Consider the following 17913-nt stretch of genomic DNA (forward strand, 5'->3'; position numbering starts at 1 on the left):
TGATTAGTAACCCGGATTTTGCGTTAACATCGGATTGGCCTCGATCTCCTGCTGGGGAATCGGGAGCAACAGATGCTTGGAGCTGGCCGATGTCTTCCCTATCGAGTGGAGGAAGTTGAGGGCATAGTTGTCCTTGTAGCGAATCATGTCGAACCAACGGTGACCTTCGAAGGCGAGTTCGATGCGACGCTCGTGGATAATCTTCTCACGCATCTGGGCTTGAGTAAGCCCCTCAATGGTGCTTCGGTCGGTGAGGCCGGCACGTTTGCGTACCTCGTAGAGCGGATCTTCGGCCTGTACGGTGCGACCCAGTTCGTTCAGCGCCTCGGCCTTGAGCAGCAAGATGTCGGCATAACGGGTAACGACCCAGTCGGCATTGCTCGTGTTGTAGTCGGGCGATTGAGCTTTGGTAAGCAGGAATTTGCGCACGTTGTACCCCGTAGTCGAGTAGGACGAGCTGTATTGTTTGCCGTCGAATGTGGGGCACCCCATGTAGAAGATGGTCTTGTCCTTACGCAAGTCGCCCTCTTCGTATTGGCTTACAAACTCGGCCGTAGGCTGGTTCCAGCCGTAGCAGCCGGCAGCCATGTCGGAGTTGCGGGGCCCCATGAAGGTGCTGGTCCACGAACATTGGTTCTCGTTGCTCCAGAAATCGTAGTTGGTCTTGCCATAATACTGCACCTCGAAGATAGACTCCACGCCGTTCTTTTTAGCGGGGTCAAAAATGTCGGAGTAGTCGCTGGCCAGCTCGTAACCCATCGAGCCTATCTCGTCGCACATGCGCACTACCTCTTCGTACTTGTCGTTACTGGGCTCGTAGGTCATGTATACCCGGATGAGTTCGGCCATGGCGGCTTCGCGGGTAGCACGGCCCAGATCGGTAGTGGAGTACTCCGATTTCTTGGGAAGCAGTGAGATGGCATTCTTGAGGTCCGATGTGATGAGTTCGTAAATCTTGCTTACCGGGGCACGCTCTACCAACAGATTGGTCTCGGAGGTTTGCGGGGTGATAATGTAGGGTACACCGCCGAAAAGCCGTACCAGAATAAAGTAGTAGTGAGCTCTCAGGAAATAGGCTTCGCCCAGGCAACGGTTCTTGAGCGTCTGGTCCATATCCATACCGGGTACATTCTGCAACACGAAGTTGCACCGCAAGATACCGGGCGAAGGACCGCGCCACAAGTCGAGGGCGGCAAAGTTGTCGGCCGTAGCGATAAAGTTGGCCAGGTCGACCGTCTCGATACCGTCGGTACCGCCACCGGCACCCACGACACTGTTGCCGGCCATGATGTCGAGCGTCCAGATGCGCATGTTGTAGAGTTTGGCCCATTGCAGAGGCTGGTAGGCCGCATTGACAGCCGCCACGGCATCCTCGGCGGTTTGGAAACCCTCCGACGTATCGACCGAGTCCCAGGGCTCACGATCCAAGAAATCACTGCAAGCGCTCAACAGCATGGCAAGAGCGCCGAAAATCGATATGATATAAGTTGTTCGTTTCATCGGTGGTTATGGATTAAAAGGTTATGTTCAATCCGAACGTAAAATTACGGGTCACGGGATACACATTATTGTCGTTGCCCGAACCGCTCACCTCGGGATCGAGACCCGTATAGCGGGTAAGGGTAAAGAGGTTCTGTGCCGATACCGAGAGGCGTACCTGCTGCATGGCGGCCTTCTTGGTCAGGCGACTGGGCAGGGTGTAACCCAGCGAAATGTTCTTCAAGCGCAGGTAGCTGCCATCCTCGAGGAATCGGTCGGATACCCGGTTGTTCTTATTGGGGTCGCCAAAGACGGCACGCGGCATCGTATTGCTCGTGCCGGGTCCACGCCAGCGGTCGAGCACGGTCGTCATCTGGTTCTGAGCTACGCTCATGGCCTCGAGCGACGCGCGGTTGCCATTGTAAATCTTGTTGCCGGCTACGCCCTGGAAGAAGATTTCCAGGTCGAATCCCTTGTAGGAAAACTGGTTGTTCATGGCAAAAGTCCACGAAGGCGTAGGGCTGCCCAATACGGTACGGTCGTCGTCGTTGATGACACCGTCGTTGTTCAAGTCCTTGAAACGAATATCGCCCGGCTGTGTGCTCGACGTAGGATCGCTGCCCACCGTCTGTATGGCATGGTTGTCAACCTCTTCCTGCGTCTGGAAGATACCGTCGGTCACATAACCATAGAAAGAGCTGATGGGATAGCCTACCATGTGCACGTTGTTGTCGAAATACATGGGCACGTCGCTGTTCAGGCTAATCAGTTCGTTGTGGTTGTACGACACGTTGGCCGTAGTCGACCAGGTGAAGTCGCCTCCACGGAAGTTGAACGAGGTCAGGGCCAACTCGACCCCGACGTTGCGCATCAGGCCGGCATTGATTTGCGACACGTTCTCGTCGGAGTAACCCGAAGAGATGGGTACCGACATGGGCACCAGCATATCGTTGGTATTCTTGATATATCCGTCGAGGGTTACCAGCAACCGGCTGTCGAGCATCGAAGCATCGATACCTACGTTGTATTGCTCGACCTCTTCCCAGCGCACATTGGGATTGGGCATCACCCACGGGGCCAGACCCGACACCTGGTTGCCGTTGAAATTGTATTGCACGGTTTGCAGTACCGAGGCATAGGCGTAGTTGCCCACGCTGGCCTGGTTACCGGTAACACCGTATCCGGCACGTATTTTCAGGTCGCTCAACGCAAAACTCTTCTGGAACCACTCCTCTTCGCTCATTCGCCAGGCAAGCGACACCGAGGGGAATACACCCCAGCGGTTGGCCCGGCTGAAACGCGAGCTACCGTCGGCACGCATGGTGGCGGTAAACAGATAGCGATTGTCATAGGTGTAGTTGATACGGCCCATGAACGACAGGAGCGCCCAGTCGCTGCCGTTACCGGTGAGGGTCGGCTCCAGAATACCGTTGGCCAACTCTTGGGCCGAATCGCTGATGAAGCCTTGTATGCTACCGCTCATAAACTCGTAGGTGTTGGTCTGGGCCGACGAACCTATCATGGCGGTTACGGCATGCTTGTCGTTGAAGGTCTTGTTGAAGGTGAGCAGGTTGTCCCACAACCAGGTAAAGCTCTTGTTGTACTGGCGCGAAGCCTGCGACTCGGGTTGCTCGATAGGCTCCCAGTCGTACTTGGGAGTCCAGCTCTTGCTGTCCCAGAAGAGGGCCTGGATACCAAAGGTGCTCTTAAACGTGAGCCACTCCCACGGTTTTATCTCGGCATAGATATTACCCAGCAGGTTGTAGCCCTTGGTGGTCGAGGTATTCTCCATCATTTTACCGATGGGGTTGGCAATATCGCCCACATACATAGCCAATCCCACAGGGCCGGCCCAAGAGCCGTCTTCGTTTTTGATGGCCTGGGTAGGCAGCGCCTTCATGGTGTTCTGGATGTTGTACTCGCCCTGCGACTTAATGTCGTGGTTGAGCGAAAGGTTGTGCCCCAACTTCAACCATTTGTAGAGTTCGACATCGGAGTTGAACTGAAGTGTAAACCGCTTGTAGTCGGTTGTCTTGATGATACCCTGCTGATCGTAGTAGGTACCCGATACGTAATAACGGCTCTTTTGCGTACCCCCCGAATAGTTGGCCGAATAGGTCTGCGTAGGAGCATACTGGAAAAGCTCGCCCATCCAGTCGGTACCCTTGCCCAGTTTGGTGGGGTCGTTGAAGAGAGCATACTGGGGTTGTCCGCCGGCACTCATCATCTCGTTGTGTAACGAGGCAAACTGCGTGGCGTTGAGCAACGGCAGGGTGCGTTGCAACTGATCGAACCCGTAGGTCACTTTCAAATTCAGGTTGTTGCGCTCCTGCGAGCCTCGCTTGGTGGTGATGATAATCACGCCATAGGCACCGCGCGAACCGTAGATGGCCGTAGCCGAGGCATCCTTAAGGATGTCGACGCTCTCCACGTCGTCCATGTTGATCATATTCAAAGGTACATCGGTAGGTACACCGTCGATAACCAAGAGGGGGTCGCTGTTGTTAATGGAACCGATGCCTCTGATTTTCATACTCACGTTGCTGCCCGGGGCCCCGCTCGAAACTACCTGCAAACCGGGGGCCCTACCTTGCAAGGCGGCTCCGAGGCTCGGCGACGGCTGACGGGCCAAATCTTTGGAGGAGACCTGCGAGATAGCTCCCGTCAAGTCGCTTTTCTTCTGGATACCATATCCAATGACTACAATCTCGTCGAGCATCTCGTTGTTTTCGTACATGACAATCTGCATCGTGCTCTGTCCGTTCACATCGGCGTCTTGAGCCACATAGCCTACATAACTGAGATGCAATACGGGATTGGCCGAACTGAGATTGAGACTGAAATGTCCATCTATATCGGTCACGGTTCGGTTCGAAGTCCCTTTCTCCGATACATTGACACCGATAAGCGGCTCCTGGTTGACGTCGAGAACAGTGCCCTCGACCTTGCTCTGAGCCCATACGGCGAATGGTAACAGGCATAAGAGGATTACACAGCATGTGATCCTGCCCAAATGGTTGTTTTTCATCTATAATTTATCTTTAGGGGGAAAGTAAAAAAGAGAGGCTGCCACACTCGCAGAGCAGCCCCTCCATGAAATAATTTATCGAACTGCTATCTTATGAGTCATACGGCCTTTGGAGGTCTCGATAACCAGCACGTAAATACCTGAATTGAGGCCATCGAAGGACAACAGCGTGGCGTCGACCGAAACGACTTTCCGGCCGCTGATGTCATACAGTGCCATGGATTGAGCCCGGTCGCAAACGATTCCATAAGACTCTTGTACCCAATCGATCGATTCAATCTCTTCGATTGCCGTCGAGGGACCTTCGTTTTTCTCGACATTGAGTTTCATCGATTTCAGATCGACAGTCAACGTATAGTTGCCGGCTTGAGCAGCCTCGACGTAGAACTTGAAGTCGTTGCCATCGCTCAACTTGGTGATTGTCGACTCACCCTCTTGGAACGGAGTGTTGGCAGCCTCGGCGCCATAGGCCGTATAGTCAAAGCTGTTGCCGTCGTAGAATTTCAATTCGCCCTCGGTCAAATCGCCCGTCCAGGAGTATACCCCTTCCTGGTCCTTGACTTCCAGAATATGGTTGTCTTCGAATGTCCAGCCGCCAACGGCATCACCGATGACCCACAACTTTTCGGGATAGGTTTCGGCGATGGTCAGTTTCATGGTGTTTACATCGACCGTCACCTCGTACAAACCCTCGACCAGAACACCGAACTTCCAGTCCTCACTGCTGGTTGTGGTATATTTCAAATCATACTCACCGGGAGCGGCAATCGTCTGCTCAGGCTGAGCCGACACGTACATGCGGTCGTTCCACTTCCGGGTCATCATAAACTTCAAGCCTTCGAAAGCCTCGCACTTGCTCAGTTGCAACGTGCCTTTATAGATGCCCGAATCGAAAGAGGTCTCGGGCAGCTCGATGGCACTCTCGATAGCCCAGTGCACATCCGTAGCATCGCCTATCGCATACACGGCCTCAAAGTGTGCGGCAGCCTGGTCGGGCAACTCGGTACCGTCGATTACCTCGACCAGCGGTTTTTCGCCGGTAAGGTCGACTCTGAATTTATAGCGCCCGGCAGCTGATACCTTGAACGACTTGTCGGGAGCCGTGTAGTCGCTACGATATTCCAACTCGTGAGAACCGGTTGTCAAATCCAGATAGGTTTCATTGGGATTATCGCCCACAACCGTAGAGGCCATGGCCGGGCCATAGCCGGGAGCAAAATCATACGTCGTTACAAAACGCATGCGGCCTTCGGTCAAATCGCCGGTGTATTCATACACACCATCTTCGACCGTTACCATACGAATCACATTATTACTATCCCATTGTGCCGGGGTGGCATCACCTATTACATATAACGAGGCGGGATAATTGCCGGCTGCTATCGTAGCCGAACATAAGGCTAAAGCCGAGAAAAGTAAGAATCTGCTTTTCATGCTATTTAATATTGGGTTAATAAATTTGTTTACACAGAGTACACGCCCTGTTTTCAATTTTCCACACAAAAATAGAAGGGTTATTTGGCCTTGTCAATTCGGTGTAGTAAAAAAGTAGATATTTAATGAAAATAAATATTTTATTATCAATATTTTATACAAAAATACAACATTCATAAAAGTAGCCATTATGATAGCATTTTTCACCCCTAAACAGCTCTGTTTACAATATTCTTTTTATCTTTGTTTCGTCGATTCCCATATCTGCCCATATCGAAGACAAGACAAGAAAAAAAACGATAAACTTTATTTTCTCATCCATGAACATATCACATCGACCTGCCCTCCTGTCGATAGGCATCCTGCTCACCCTGCTCCCTGCCTGTTTTCATACGCAAGCTGCAACCCCAAGCTGCGAACCGCCCCAACTCACCGTCGAAGCAACACTCGACTCGCTCGACCGACTCATCGGCTACCGCTACCGCTTCAGTCAAAAAAAAGAGCGAGAGATACAGACTCTCAAACAAAACCTGAGGAAACAACTCTCACCGGCCGAACGATTCCGGGCTCTCGGCTACCTGGTCGACGCCTATCGGGCATTCAGCATCGACTCTCAAACGGTATATGTAAAACGTCAGATTCATCTGGCCGACCAGGTGAAAAATCGAGACATGCAGGTACAAGCCCGACTCAATATGGTCGAGTGCCTTTACAACGCAGGCATGTACAAAGAAGCCGACGAACTGCTGAACCAGATAAAACGCAGCTCCCTGCCCCATTACATCATTCCCTATTACTACCATTTGAAACGGACTCTCTACGGACTACTGGCCGACTATGCACTGGAGCCGGAGATTCGCAACGACTACAACAAGCACCTGAACCTCTATCGCGACTCTATCTTGCAGTCCAACCCCTCCAACTCGTTTACCTACTATGTAGTCAAGGCCGACGAACTCACCGCACAACACAACTACGCCAGTGCATTGCAAATATTGCGCGAAGCTCTCTATCGAGGCCAACTCAACTCGCACGACCGGGGCATCATCTATTACGGCATGGCCGAAGTCTTTGCCCAGACCCAACAGAACGACAGCACAAAAATCTACTACGCCCTCTCGGCTCAATGCGACCTGAAAGCAGCCGTGCGGGAATATGTTTCGCTGCACCGGCTGGCCGAACTCCTGTTCAACGAGGGCGACATCGAGCGCGCCTACAACTACATCAAATGCTCGGTCGAGGATGCCCGGGCCTGCAACGCTCGGGTGCGCAGCCTCGAATTCATGCCCGTATTCACCATTATCGAAGAGGTATATCAGGCTCAGATACAGAAACAACGCGAACTCTCGATTACGTTTACCTACATCACCTGCGCCTTCTGCGTGATTCTGCTAATCACCTTCGTGATTCTGTTTTTCCAAAACCACAAGCTCAACAGTGTCAAAGAGAAACTCAACCAGACCAACAAACACTTGCAGACCGTGAACAACTCGCTCACCGAGAGCAATCACGTCAAGGAGGAGTACCTGAGCCGATACATGGACCAGTGTGCCGTATATATCGACAAGATGGACGAGTATCGACGTTCGCTCAACAAACTGGCCTCGATGGGCAAGATGGAAGAACTCTCTAAAAATTTGAAATCACAGAACAGTATCAACAACGAACGCAAAATGTTCTATGCCGAGTTTGACCAGTCGTTTCTGAAACTATACCCCGACTTTGTCGAGAAATTCAACGAGTTGCTGGTGCCCGAGGCTCGCATCACCCCCAAGCCCAATTCGCTCACCCCCGAGCTACGCATTTATGCGCTGGTTCGCCTGGGCACGACCGACAGCAACCAAATAGCCCGCTTCCTGTGCTACTCGGTTTCGACCATATACAACTATCGGGTAAAGATTCGCAACTCGGCCATCGGCTCTCGCGACGACTTCGAAGAGCGAGTCATGCACCTGTAACATCCACCACACCGAAGCGATAGCCGACCCGGGGGAGGGGTATCTGCCACCGCCTCAGGGGCGGCACTTCATACCCTCGACAACTGCCCCCCAATCGGCTCTGTTGCCGAATCGAGAGGAAAAGAAAGCGACTATTTATGTAATCTTTATTGTTAAAGAAACATTTTTCTTAACACATGAGATGAGATATATTTGCTACATTTGCATACGGCTTGCTTACAGTCTAAAAGCTATTTAACTTTTAAGCATACAAATTAAACGAAGAAACTACTTAATACTATATTTATGTCAAACGAATTAAAAGAAGATGCCTTAAAATATCACAGCGAAGGCAAAGCCGGGAAAATCGAAGTCATTCCCACCAAGCCATACAGTACACAGCGCGACCTCTCCCTGGCCTATACGCCGGGCGTAGCCGAACCCTGTCTCGAGATAGAGAAGAACCCCGATACGGCGTATGAATATACGGCCAAGGGAAATCTGGTAGCCGTCATCTCCAACGGTACGGCCGTGCTGGGTCTGGGCGACATCGGTGCCCTGGCCGGCAAGCCGGTGATGGAGGGCAAGGGACTGCTGTTCAAGATATTTGCCGGCATCGACGTGTTCGATATTGAAGTCAACGAAAAAGACCCCGACAAGTTTATCGAGGCCGTCAAGGCCATATCGCCTACCTTCGGCGGTATCAACCTCGAGGATATAAAGGCGCCCGAGTGTTTCGAAATCGAAACCCGCCTGAAAGAGGAGTTGAATATCCCCGTCATGCACGACGACCAGCACGGCACGGCCATCATCTCGGGTGCCGGTCTGCTGAACGCCCTCGAGATACAGGGCAAGAAAATCGAAGAGGCCAAGCTCGTGGTCAACGGTGCCGGTGCCGCCGCCATCTCGTGTACCAAGCTCTACATGGGTCTGGGCATCAGACGCGAAAACATTGTCATGGTCGACAGCAAAGGTGTTATCCGCTCCGACCGTCCCAACCTGCCCCCCTCGAAACAACAGTTCGCTACCGACCGCACCGACATCCACACGCTGGAAGAGGCCATGCGGGGTGCCGATATTTTCCTGGGCCTCTCGGTGGCCGACGTACTTACCCCCGAGATGGTACAGTCGATGAACGAGCGTCCTATCGTCTTTGCCCTGGCCAATCCCAATCCCGAGATTGCCTACGACAAGGCCATGGCTTCGCGCGACGACCTGATTTTCGCCACCGGCCGGTCGGACTATCCCAACCAAATCAACAACGTGCTGGGATTCCCCTATATCTTCCGCGGGGCGCTCGACGTACGCGCCACGACCATCAACGAAGAGATGAAACGGGCCGCCACCTACGCCATTGCCCAGCTCACCAAAGAGCCGGTGCCCGACGTGGTCAACTCGGCCTACGGCATCAAGCGCCTCACCTTCGGTCCGCAATACATCATTCCCAAAGCTCTCGACCCGCGGTTGCTCACCGCCGTAGCTCCGGCCGTGGCCCGGGCTGCCATGGAGTCGGGCGTGGCCCAGCACCCCATTACCGACTGGGATGCCTACAACGACCGGCTGAAGAAGCTCATGGGCTATGACAACAAGATGTTGCGCGAGTTTACCGAGATGGCCCGCAAGGAGCCCAAACGGGTGGTATTCGCCGAGGCCAACCACGCCAACATGCTGAAGGCTGCCGAGACGGCCATGCGCGACGGCATCTGCCACCCCATCCTGCTGGGCAACGACGAGCTCATCGGCAAACTGGCCGCCTCGATAGGCGTTGACCTCACGGGCATGCAGATTATCAACCTGCGCCACCCCGACGAGGAGGATCGCCGCTGCCGCTATGCCCACATGCTCACCGAGAAGCGTCAACGCGAGGGCATGACCTACCCCGAGGCTCACGAAAAGATGTTCGACCGCAACTACTTCGGTATGATGATGGTCGAAGCCGGCGAGGCCGATGCCTTCATCACCGGTACCTACTCGAAGTATGCCGAGACCATACAGATAGCCAAGGATGTGATCGGCATCCGTCCGGGTTACAAACACTTCGGCGCCATGCACATCCTGAACACCAAGCGGGGCACCTACTTCATTGCCGATACCCTCATCAACCGCAAGCCCACCACCGATACGCTGGTCGACATTGCCCGACTCGCCTACGACTCGGTGCGCTTCTTTGCGCAAGACCCCGTCATTGCCATGGTCTCCTACTCCAACTTCGGGTCGGACAACCTGGGCAGCCCGCAACGGATACACGAGGCTATCGAGATTCTGCACGAGCAGTACCCCGAGATGCTTATCGACGGCGAAATGCAGATGAACTTCGCCCTCAACAATGCATTGCGCGACAAGACCTACCCCTTCAACAAACTCAAGGGGCGCGAGGTAAACACCATCGTATTCCCCAACCTGAGCTCGGCCAACTCGGCCTACAAACTGATGCTCGAGATGGGGGTAGCCGAGTCGATTGGCCCGATTCAGATGGGATTGAACAAGCCTATCCACTTTACCGACATCGCCAGCTCTACGCGCGACATCGTCAACCTCACCACGGTAGCGGTACTCGATGCCATTGTACAGGAGCGTCAGAACAAAAACAAACAGTAAGCGAGAAGACAGATTATGTATATCGCACTATTCAGCCCTACGGGCGGTACCCGCAAGGCTGCCGAAATCATAGGGAGGGCCATAGACCCGCAGGCCGTCGAGATAGACCTCTCGAAAACCCAAGCCGAAGGGCTGCCCCTCGAGTTAGGGCATGACGAGGTGCTGCTGGCTGCAGTGCCCGTATTCGGCGGACGGGTTCCCGCCATTGCCATCGAACGACTGAAAGGAATCACGGGGCACGACACCCCGGCGATTCCCGTGGTCGTGTATGGCAACCGCGACTACGACGATGCCCTGCTCGAACTGAAGTCGGCGCTGGAGTCGAACGGCTTCCGCCCGGTTGCCGGTATCGCCTGCATTGCCGAGCACTCCATCATGCACGTCTACGCCACCGGCCGCCCCGATGCCTCCGACGAAGAGGTGCTGAAACGGTTTGCTTCGCAGATAGCCGCCAAACTCAAACAGATAAAGGGTGGAATCCCCGCCCCCATCGAGGTAAAGGGCAACCCCGACTACAAGCCCTACAACGGCGTGCCCCTCAAGCCGCACGCCACCCGCGACTGCAATCGGTGCGGCACCTGTGCTGCCTTGTGCCCGGTGGGTGCCATTCCTCTCGACAATCCGCAGAAGACCGACACCAAGAAGTGCATCTCGTGCATGAGGTGCATCGCGGTGTGTCCGCACCAGGCCCGCAAAGTGAGCAAACTGAAAGTGGCCCTCTCGACCCGAATGCTGAAAAAGGCATGCGAGGTGCGCAAAGAGCCCGAGCTGTTTATCTAAAAAGAATATAGCCTCGCCTCCGGGAAGCGACGCGCAAGGGCCCCCTCACACGATAAATAGGGGATTGTCGGGCGTCGAATGACGGGGCGAAAAATGAAAACCTTCGGCCGAAAAGGCCTCCAACTCCTGGGGAGTCGTGAGTCTGTTTTTCAAGATAAAACGGGTCATGGCTCCCCTCATCATTTTGGCATAGACCACAATGGTCTTGAGGATGTCGCCTTTGCTCACCTTGAACTCGGGAGTAACCACCCGCACCTCGCGGTTGAGGCGCGCCCAGTCGAGCGACTGTTGTATTTCGCGACTGGCCAGATTGACCAGAATGCCGCCGGCAGCCTGCACATCGGCAATGAGCCGGTCGGTTATGCGGGGGCGCCAGTAGGCATCCAGCGGGCAACCCGTCGAGGGGAGCTCCACGGTATACTCCATGCGGTAGGGCTTGATGCCGTCGAGAGCACGGGTGAGCCCGTAGCAGGCCGAGGCGATGCGCAAGTGGTCCTGGGCATAGGTGAAGTCGGCCGCCGTGAAATCGGCCGGCGAGAGGTAACGGAAGACAATGCCCGTATAGGCCAGCAGCGAAGGCACCGCAGACGTCTCGGGCGAGAGGAAGGCGTTGTACCGTTCCCAGGTCTGCAGGGCCAGCGAGCGGCTCACACCCAGCATCGCAGCCAGTTCGTCGACCGAGTAACCCACCATCTCCCGGGCTATCCGGGTAGCTTCGTCCACAAAGAGGGGCTCCGTCACGGCGGGCACCTCGATCTTACACTTTCCGGTCATGGTCTTGGCCGGTGACAACAATACCAGCATAGGTTCGGCTATTTAGTCAGTTGAATCGTTTTTGCAACTCGTCATGCGAAATGACGACAAAGACCGTCTTCCCCGCAGGGGTATAGGCCGGCGTCTTGAGCGAAAGCAGGTCGTCGACCATCGTCGACATCTCCTCTTTCGAGAGCGTCTGCCCCACCGGCACGGCGGCAGCCTCGGCCAGCGTCCAGGCGATGCGCTGCTGCAGGGAGGTTTTGGCGTCATGCTCCTTCTCCGAGGCGGTCGCAATCATCTGCCCTATCAGGTCGCAGGCATCGCCCCCCTCTATCCCGGCGGGTACGGCATTGACCGAATAGCTGTTCTGCCCCATATCGGCCAGGTCGAATCCCAAGGCCGTCAAGTCGTCCCAAATCTCCCGCAGGACGGCGGCCTGCGAAACGGTGAGCTGCATCATCTCGGGGAAGAGGATACGTTGCGAGGCCATCTCGCGCGACGAAATGCCCGCCATGAAACGCTCGAAGAGAATCACGCCGTGAGCCCGATGCTGGTCGACAATCATCAGACCGTCGACCGTAGGCACGGCAATGTAGCGACCCTTCAACTGCAACACGGGCCGCCCGCTTTGGTTCAGTTTCGACTCAAATTCGGGGAAGATACCGCTCTCCTGAGGGGCTTTAGGCTCTTCGTCGGAGAGACGCGACACGTAACCGCCCGAGAAGTCGACCTTCGAAGGCACCACCTCATCAGTATCGGGAGTCAGACTCTCCCCTCCGCCGGCGCTGTTGAAACTGCTGTACAGCTGCTGCCAGTCGTATTGGGGCCGCTTGGCCGACGTGCCTCCCCCACCCGATCGGAAGGGGTTGTACGACTTGTCGACCTGCACCGTGGGAGGTACCACATGGGCACCCGGTTTCGAGGTGGGAATCTCGGGGGCATCCTCCATGTCGAAGTCGATGGTGGGTGTCGCACTGTATTTGCCCAACGCCTCCTTGACCGAAGCCGAAAGAATCTGCCAGATAGGCTGCTCGTTCTCGAACTTGATTTCCGACTTCGTGGGATGAATGTTCACGTCGATGGTTTCGGGCTCGACCGTGAGGTTGATGAAGTAGTTGGGCATCTCGCCTACCGGTACCAGATTTTCGTAGCAGATGGTCACCGCCTTATGGAAATAGGGGTGACGCATGTAACGCCCGTTGACGAAAAAGTATTGCAGGGCTCCCCGCTTGCGGGCCGACTCGGGCCGGCCTACATAGCCCGAGATCTTGACCAGCGAAGTCGAGGTATCGAGCGAGAGCAACTGTTGGTTGAGGCTCTTCCCGAAGAGGGCCACGATGCGCTGGCGCAGGTTGGAGGCCGGCAGGTCGAAGAGTTCGGTATCGTTGTGCGTGAGGGTAAAGGCCACCTGGGTATTGATGAGGGCCATACGCTCAAACTCGCTCAGGATGTTGCTCAGCTCCACCTGATTCGACTTGAGGAACTTGCGACGGGCCGGCACGTTGAAAAAGATATTCTTCACGGAAAAGTTGCTGCCTACGGGCGTGGAGACGGACTCCTGCCCCTCGCATTGCGAGGCAGCCATGCGGACGCAGGTGCCCACCTCGTCCTCGCTGCGGCGGGTACGCAACTCAACCTGAGCAATGGCGGCAATCGAGGCCAACGCCTCGCCGCGGAAACCCATGGTGTGCAAGGTGAAAAGGTCTTCGGCCTTGCGTATCTTGGAGGTCGAGTGGCGCTCGAAAGCGAGCCGGGCGTCGGTGGGCGACATGCCCTTGCCGTTGTCGATTACCTGAATAAGGGTGCGGCCGGCATCCTTCAGTACAATCTGAATCGCAGTGGCACCGGCATCGACCGCATTCTCGACCAGCTCCTTGATGACCGAGGCCGGCCGTTGTATCACCTCGCCCGCGGCTATCTGATTGGCCACGGAATCGGGCAACAAATGTATAATATCACTCATAAAACCTCCTCTCGCTAATGACTGAACCGATGCTTCTTCTCCTCCTCGACCACCTCGGGCTTCACCTCGGGCTTGCGGAAGATGTCGTCGGGGCTCGTCGGCCTCAGCTCGTCGTACCACTTGTAGGCGGGCAGATAGAGCTGGTCGGGCTTCACCTGTTCCATGGGCGTCATGCTGCCCTGCGGCTGTGGCCAGATGATAATCTTCTCCATCTGCTGATTCTTCAGATACATGGTGAGGAATCCGCTCTCGGCCTTGTTGAGCCCCGTGAGGGTAGAGTCGCGCTCCTGCGGGTAGAAAATGGTCTGGGCGTTACCGCTCACATCGACCTGACGCAACTGCCCCTGGTCGAACCAGGCCTTCAGCGTCTTACCCGACACCTGGTCGAAGAAGACCGAATCCTTGTGCTGGGTAGCGAAGGCGGCAGCCGGGATATAGGCCCAGTCGACCGAACTGTCGTTCATGTGTATGCGTATGGTGTCGCCCGTTATCTGGTAGTTCTCGTTCCAGATGATGGGCAGTTTGTACATGTGCAGCAACGAGTCGGCCGAGGTGAACTCCATCGAGTCACACACCCCCTGGGCATCGACCCGGAAGAAACGCACGCCGTGATAGGCCTGCAGCAGACGGGTAGAATCGGGCAAAATGAGGTGCGACTTGAGGGTATCGGCGTGCAGGTAGAGGGTGTCGCCTCGCGAAAACTCGAGCACCCGGGCCGAGTCGGTGGCAAACGAATATTCGGTGCGCTCGTTGTAGAAGCCATACTGCCCCTCCATGATGATGGAGCGTACCGAGTCGTTGAGCACCATATTGCCGAAGACCTCGCCGAAGCCCGACCGGCGGTCGTAGTAGATGGTATCACCCGTGAGGCTCTGCCCCTTCGAGGTGACCAGCGAGCGCTTCAGCAACATGGACTTGTCGGTCTCGGTGTTGTACCAGCCGGCGGTCGAATAGATGATGTTGCTGTCCGAGACGATGGTCGAAGGGCCCACGATGTCGGCTATCTTGGTTTGGGTATTGTACTCGAGGGTATCGGAGTAGAGAGTGTACTTCTCGTTAATCAGCTGCACGTCGAAGTTGAAGACCGACTGCTTCGTGTCGGGCGAGTATTGGCCGTAGACCGACGAGAGTTCGTTTTGCGAGTCGACCAGCTTGCCCCCGTCGAAATAGTAGCCGATGTTGGGTATCATCTCGTAGTTGAGACTATCGGTAAAGAGGGTCACGTCGCGGTTCTCCATGCGCACATTCTCGCGCAGGCGGGCTATCTGCTCGTTGCCGTTGTAGTAGAGCACATCGCCGTAGATAAAGAGGGTGTCGCCCTGCTCCATGTGCACGTTGCCGAAGGCATCGAGCGAGTTGTCCTTTTCATAAAAATAGGCACTGTCGCAATACATGTACATGCTGTCCTTGCGGAATACCACATTGCCCCGCAACACCCGGTAGTCGGCACTCTGCTCCTTGTCGAAGGTGAGTTCGTCGCTGTTGAGCAGATAGACCTTGTTAGGGTCGTCGCGCGGCGGCAAAGGCCGTTGCGGCGTAGTCGTAGCAGCCCACATACCAACAGCAAGCAGGCATAAAACACCTGCCAGCGTTTTATGCCTCTTACCTTGGTTATCCATATTTCTGTTCTTATCGTGCCCCATAGGCGCTTAATTCTTAATCCAACCGTCGTATTTAAATTCGCAGTTTCGCCACCCGTCCTTTATGCGGATGTAGGTTTCGTTCTGCTTCTTGGCCAGCCACTCGTTCAGGATTTCGGTTTTCTTCTTCTCCTCCACGATGGCCTTGAGGGTCTGATAGTCGTCCGACATGTTGGCCTTGTGTCCCTCGATGCGGCTCTTCAGTTTCACGATAGCCACCACCTCTTTGTTCTTACGCTCGTCGGTCATCACAAAGGGCTTCGAGATGTCGCCCACCTGCATGTCGGCCACCACCTTGGCGACATCCTGGGGGAGCTGCCCCATCTCGAACTTGGGGTTACCGGTCTGGGGATTCACCATCAACCCCTTGTTGTTGCGGGTATCCTTGTCTTGTGAAACAAATTGGGTAATCTCGTCGAACGAAAACTTCTTGTTGTCGACCAAGTCGGTACGGAGGGAGTCGAGACGTTCCAACGCATCGGTTATATCCTTTTCGGATACATGCGGACGCAGCAGAATGTGACGCACATTGATGCGGTCGCCCCGCTTCTCGATGAGCTGGATGATGTGGTAGCCGTACTCGGTCTCGACAATCTTCGACACCTTTTTCGGGTCGTTCAGGTTGAAGGCCACATCGGCAAACTCGGGCACCAGGTTACTCTTGCTCACAAAGCCCATCTCGCCGCCCATCATGGCTGTACCCCGGTCTTCGGAGTAGAGCACGGCCAGGGTCGAGAAGTCGCGTTCGCCGCGGTTCACCTGGTCGCTGAAGTCGCGCAACCGGGCCTTCACGTTGTCAATCTCCTGCTGGGGAACCTTGGGGTTGAGGGTAATAATCTGCACCTCGACCTGCAAGGGGATATAGGGGATACTGTCGGAGGGCAACTGGTTGTAGAAGCGACGCACCTCGGCGGGGGTAATCTTCACATCCTTGACCAGCGTGCGCTGTACCTCCTGCACCGTGCCCTGGTCGCGAATGATATTGGCCAGCTCTTCGCGAATCTCGGTAACGGGTTTCTTGAAATACTCCTCCATCTTCTCCTTGGAACCGATGTTGGCAATGAGGTAGTTGATACGGGCCTCGACCTGCTGGAAAACAGTGGCGTCGGGCACCGTAATGGTGTCGAGCTTGGCCTGGTGCAGGAAGAGTTTCTGCACGGCGAGCTGCTCGGGTATCACACAATAGGGATCGCCGTCGATACGCTGCCCGTCATATTGCATCTGGCGGTACTGCTCCTCGACCTCCGACTTGTAGATGGCCTCGTCGCCTACGACCCATACGACCTCGTCGATGACGTTGTCGTCGTCATCGGCAAAAACCGGCAGAGACACCGCTACTGCCAATACGAAAAACAAAAGCCAATCAGTAAGTTTACGCATAATTCAAAAATCTTATTTTATACTATCGTCTCGCAGAGATTGCTCTCGCGGATATAACCATTTTATTTCGCCCGATTTCTCGGCGTCGTTGTAGAGATTCTCCTCCAGTTCCCGGTTGAAGTCGAGCCGGTTGCTGTTGGCCAGAATCTCCTGTATCTGAGTCTTGGCAAAATCGTAGGGCATCACCTCGCCCGGAGCCTTGTACTCGGTAATGTTGAGCAGATACCAGTAGCCGTTCTTGTTGAACTCGAGCTTGCGGTGACTCTTCAAGAAGGTTTCGGGGTCGCCGAACTCGTAGGGGATATTGCTCACAATCTCTTCAAAGGGTACCCAACGATCGTAGAAGTAGTCGTAGATAACGACATTTTTCAAGGCATACTTCTCAATCTTCTCCACCCCGTCGGACTTGGGCGAACAATACCACTTTTTCAACTGCCCGATGTTGGGAGCATTCTCGGGGACCTTCAGAAAGAGACCTTTGAGAATAGCCTCGCGCAAGCGGAACATATCGGAGTTTTTCTCGTAATAGTCGAGCATCTCCTGCTCGTCGATCTCCTTGTCGGCCCGCTCGCTCAACAACCGCTTGCGGTACTCGAAGATGACCAGATCGCGACGGTATCGCTCGACCAGTGCGTCGATGCGCTCCAGGTCGGGCACATTCTTGCGAGCTACCTCGTAGAGCAGCTCGTCGTCGATCCAGCGGTGTATGTAACGCTCGGCAAACTCGGCACTATCGGCAGGCGAAAGTCCCTCGGGCATGGCCTCGACAACCTCGTGGCGCGACAGGATGGCATCGCCCACCTGCACCAGCGAATCTTCATCGGTCCGTAACCCACTTCGGCACGCCGTGAAAAGGCATGCCGAAAGGATTGCAGCGAATAGTGTTGTCGATACTTTATACATGTTGCCGAGCGCCGT

At 55.0% G+C, this 17913-nt stretch carries 11 protein-coding genes; 3 read left to right on the forward strand and 8 right to left on the reverse strand.

Going from position 1 to position 17913, the window contains the following annotated elements; translation table 11 throughout:
* Positions 1–3: 3 nt before the first annotated feature.
* The 3 genes from B5F38_RS02000 to B5F38_RS02010 form a co-directional block, all read right to left on the reverse strand.
* Entirely contained in the window at positions 4–1500 is a 1497-nt protein-coding gene (locus B5F38_RS02000; RefSeq protein ID WP_087407639.1) for a RagB/SusD family nutrient uptake outer membrane protein, read from the reverse strand.
* Positions 1501–1513: 13 nt separating this feature from the next.
* Positions 1514–4507 (reverse strand): TonB-dependent receptor, encoded by a 2994-nt coding sequence (locus B5F38_RS02005; protein ID WP_087407640.1) that lies wholly within the window; start codon positions 4505–4507, stop codon positions 1514–1516.
* 75 nt (positions 4508–4582) lie between these two features.
* Positions 4583–5941, reverse strand: coding sequence for a SusF/SusE family outer membrane protein (locus tag B5F38_RS02010; RefSeq protein ID WP_087407641.1), 1359 nt, complete (start codon positions 5939–5941; stop codon positions 4583–4585).
* Between the two features lie 320 nt (positions 5942–6261).
* Here B5F38_RS02010 and B5F38_RS02015 point away from each other — a divergent pair, with 320 nt between their 5' ends.
* From B5F38_RS02015 to B5F38_RS02025, 3 genes are all read left to right on the forward strand, one after another.
* Positions 6262–7899, forward strand: a complete 1638-nt coding sequence (locus tag B5F38_RS02015) for a DUF6377 domain-containing protein (protein ID WP_087407642.1) — start codon at positions 6262–6264, stop codon at positions 7897–7899.
* A 285-nt stretch (positions 7900–8184) separates the two neighbouring features.
* Complete coding sequence (locus tag B5F38_RS02020; protein ID WP_087407643.1) at positions 8185–10476, forward strand: NADP-dependent malic enzyme; 2292 nt, start codon at positions 8185–8187, stop codon at positions 10474–10476.
* Positions 10477–10491: 15 nt separating this feature from the next.
* Complete coding sequence (locus B5F38_RS02025; protein ID WP_087407644.1) at positions 10492–11256, forward strand: EFR1 family ferrodoxin; 765 nt, start codon at positions 10492–10494, stop codon at positions 11254–11256.
* A gap of 45 nt (positions 11257–11301) precedes the next feature.
* Here the strand turns inward: B5F38_RS02025 and B5F38_RS02030 are convergent, their stop codons facing one another.
* From B5F38_RS02030 to B5F38_RS02050, 5 genes are read right to left on the reverse strand one after another with little or no spacing between them, the layout of a single operon-like run.
* Entirely contained in the window at positions 11302–12060 is a 759-nt protein-coding gene (locus tag B5F38_RS02030) for a YaaA family protein (protein ID WP_087407645.1), read from the reverse strand.
* Between the two features lie 16 nt (positions 12061–12076).
* Positions 12077–13975 (reverse strand): DNA mismatch repair endonuclease MutL, encoded by a 1899-nt coding sequence (mutL, locus tag B5F38_RS02035; protein ID WP_087407646.1) that lies wholly within the window; start codon positions 13973–13975, stop codon positions 12077–12079.
* A 14-nt stretch (positions 13976–13989) separates the two neighbouring features.
* On the reverse strand, positions 13990–15594 hold the full coding sequence (locus B5F38_RS02040) for an OstA-like protein (RefSeq protein ID WP_241147785.1): 1605 nt from the start codon (positions 15592–15594) through the stop codon (positions 13990–13992).
* A 30-nt stretch (positions 15595–15624) separates the two neighbouring features.
* The gene (locus B5F38_RS02045; RefSeq protein ID WP_087407648.1) at positions 15625–16995 is read right to left on the reverse strand and encodes a peptidylprolyl isomerase; all 1371 of its coding nucleotides are present in this window, start codon (positions 16993–16995) and stop codon (positions 15625–15627) included.
* A gap of 12 nt (positions 16996–17007) precedes the next feature.
* Positions 17008–17898, reverse strand: coding sequence for a peptidylprolyl isomerase (locus B5F38_RS02050; protein WP_087407649.1), 891 nt, complete (start codon positions 17896–17898; stop codon positions 17008–17010).
* Positions 17899–17913 lie beyond the last annotated feature (15 nt).

Origin of the sequence: Barnesiella sp. An22, assembly GCF_002159975.1 — a bacterium.
GTDB classification, from domain to species: domain Bacteria; phylum Bacteroidota; class Bacteroidia; order Bacteroidales; family Barnesiellaceae; genus Barnesiella; species Barnesiella merdigallinarum.

Coding starts and splice junctions, on each gene's coding strand:
- B5F38_RS02005 (WP_087407640.1), bottom strand. CDS start 4,507: ATGAAAAACAACCATTTGGGCAGGATCACATGCTGTGTAATCCTCTTA.
- B5F38_RS02040 (WP_241147785.1), bottom strand. CDS start 15,594: ATGGATAACCAAGGTAAGAGGCATAAAACGCTGGCAGGTGTTTTATGC.
- B5F38_RS02025 (WP_087407644.1), top strand. CDS start 10,492: ATGTATATCGCACTATTCAGCCCTACGGGCGGTACCCGCAAGGCTGCC.
- B5F38_RS02000 (WP_087407639.1), bottom strand. CDS start 1,500: ATGAAACGAACAACTTATATCATATCGATTTTCGGCGCTCTTGCCATG.
- B5F38_RS02050 (WP_087407649.1), bottom strand. CDS start 17,898: ATGTATAAAGTATCGACAACACTATTCGCTGCAATCCTTTCGGCATGC.
- B5F38_RS02020 (WP_087407643.1), top strand. CDS start 8,185: ATGTCAAACGAATTAAAAGAAGATGCCTTAAAATATCACAGCGAAGGC.
- B5F38_RS02010 (WP_087407641.1), bottom strand. CDS start 5,941: ATGAAAAGCAGATTCTTACTTTTCTCGGCTTTAGCCTTATGTTCGGCT.
- B5F38_RS02030 (WP_087407645.1), bottom strand. CDS start 12,060: ATGCTGGTATTGTTGTCACCGGCCAAGACCATGACCGGAAAGTGTAAG.
- B5F38_RS02045 (WP_087407648.1), bottom strand. CDS start 16,995: ATGCGTAAACTTACTGATTGGCTTTTGTTTTTCGTATTGGCAGTAGCG.
- B5F38_RS02015 (WP_087407642.1), top strand. CDS start 6,262: ATGAACATATCACATCGACCTGCCCTCCTGTCGATAGGCATCCTGCTC.
- mutL (WP_087407646.1), bottom strand. CDS start 13,975: ATGAGTGATATTATACATTTGTTGCCCGATTCCGTGGCCAATCAGATA.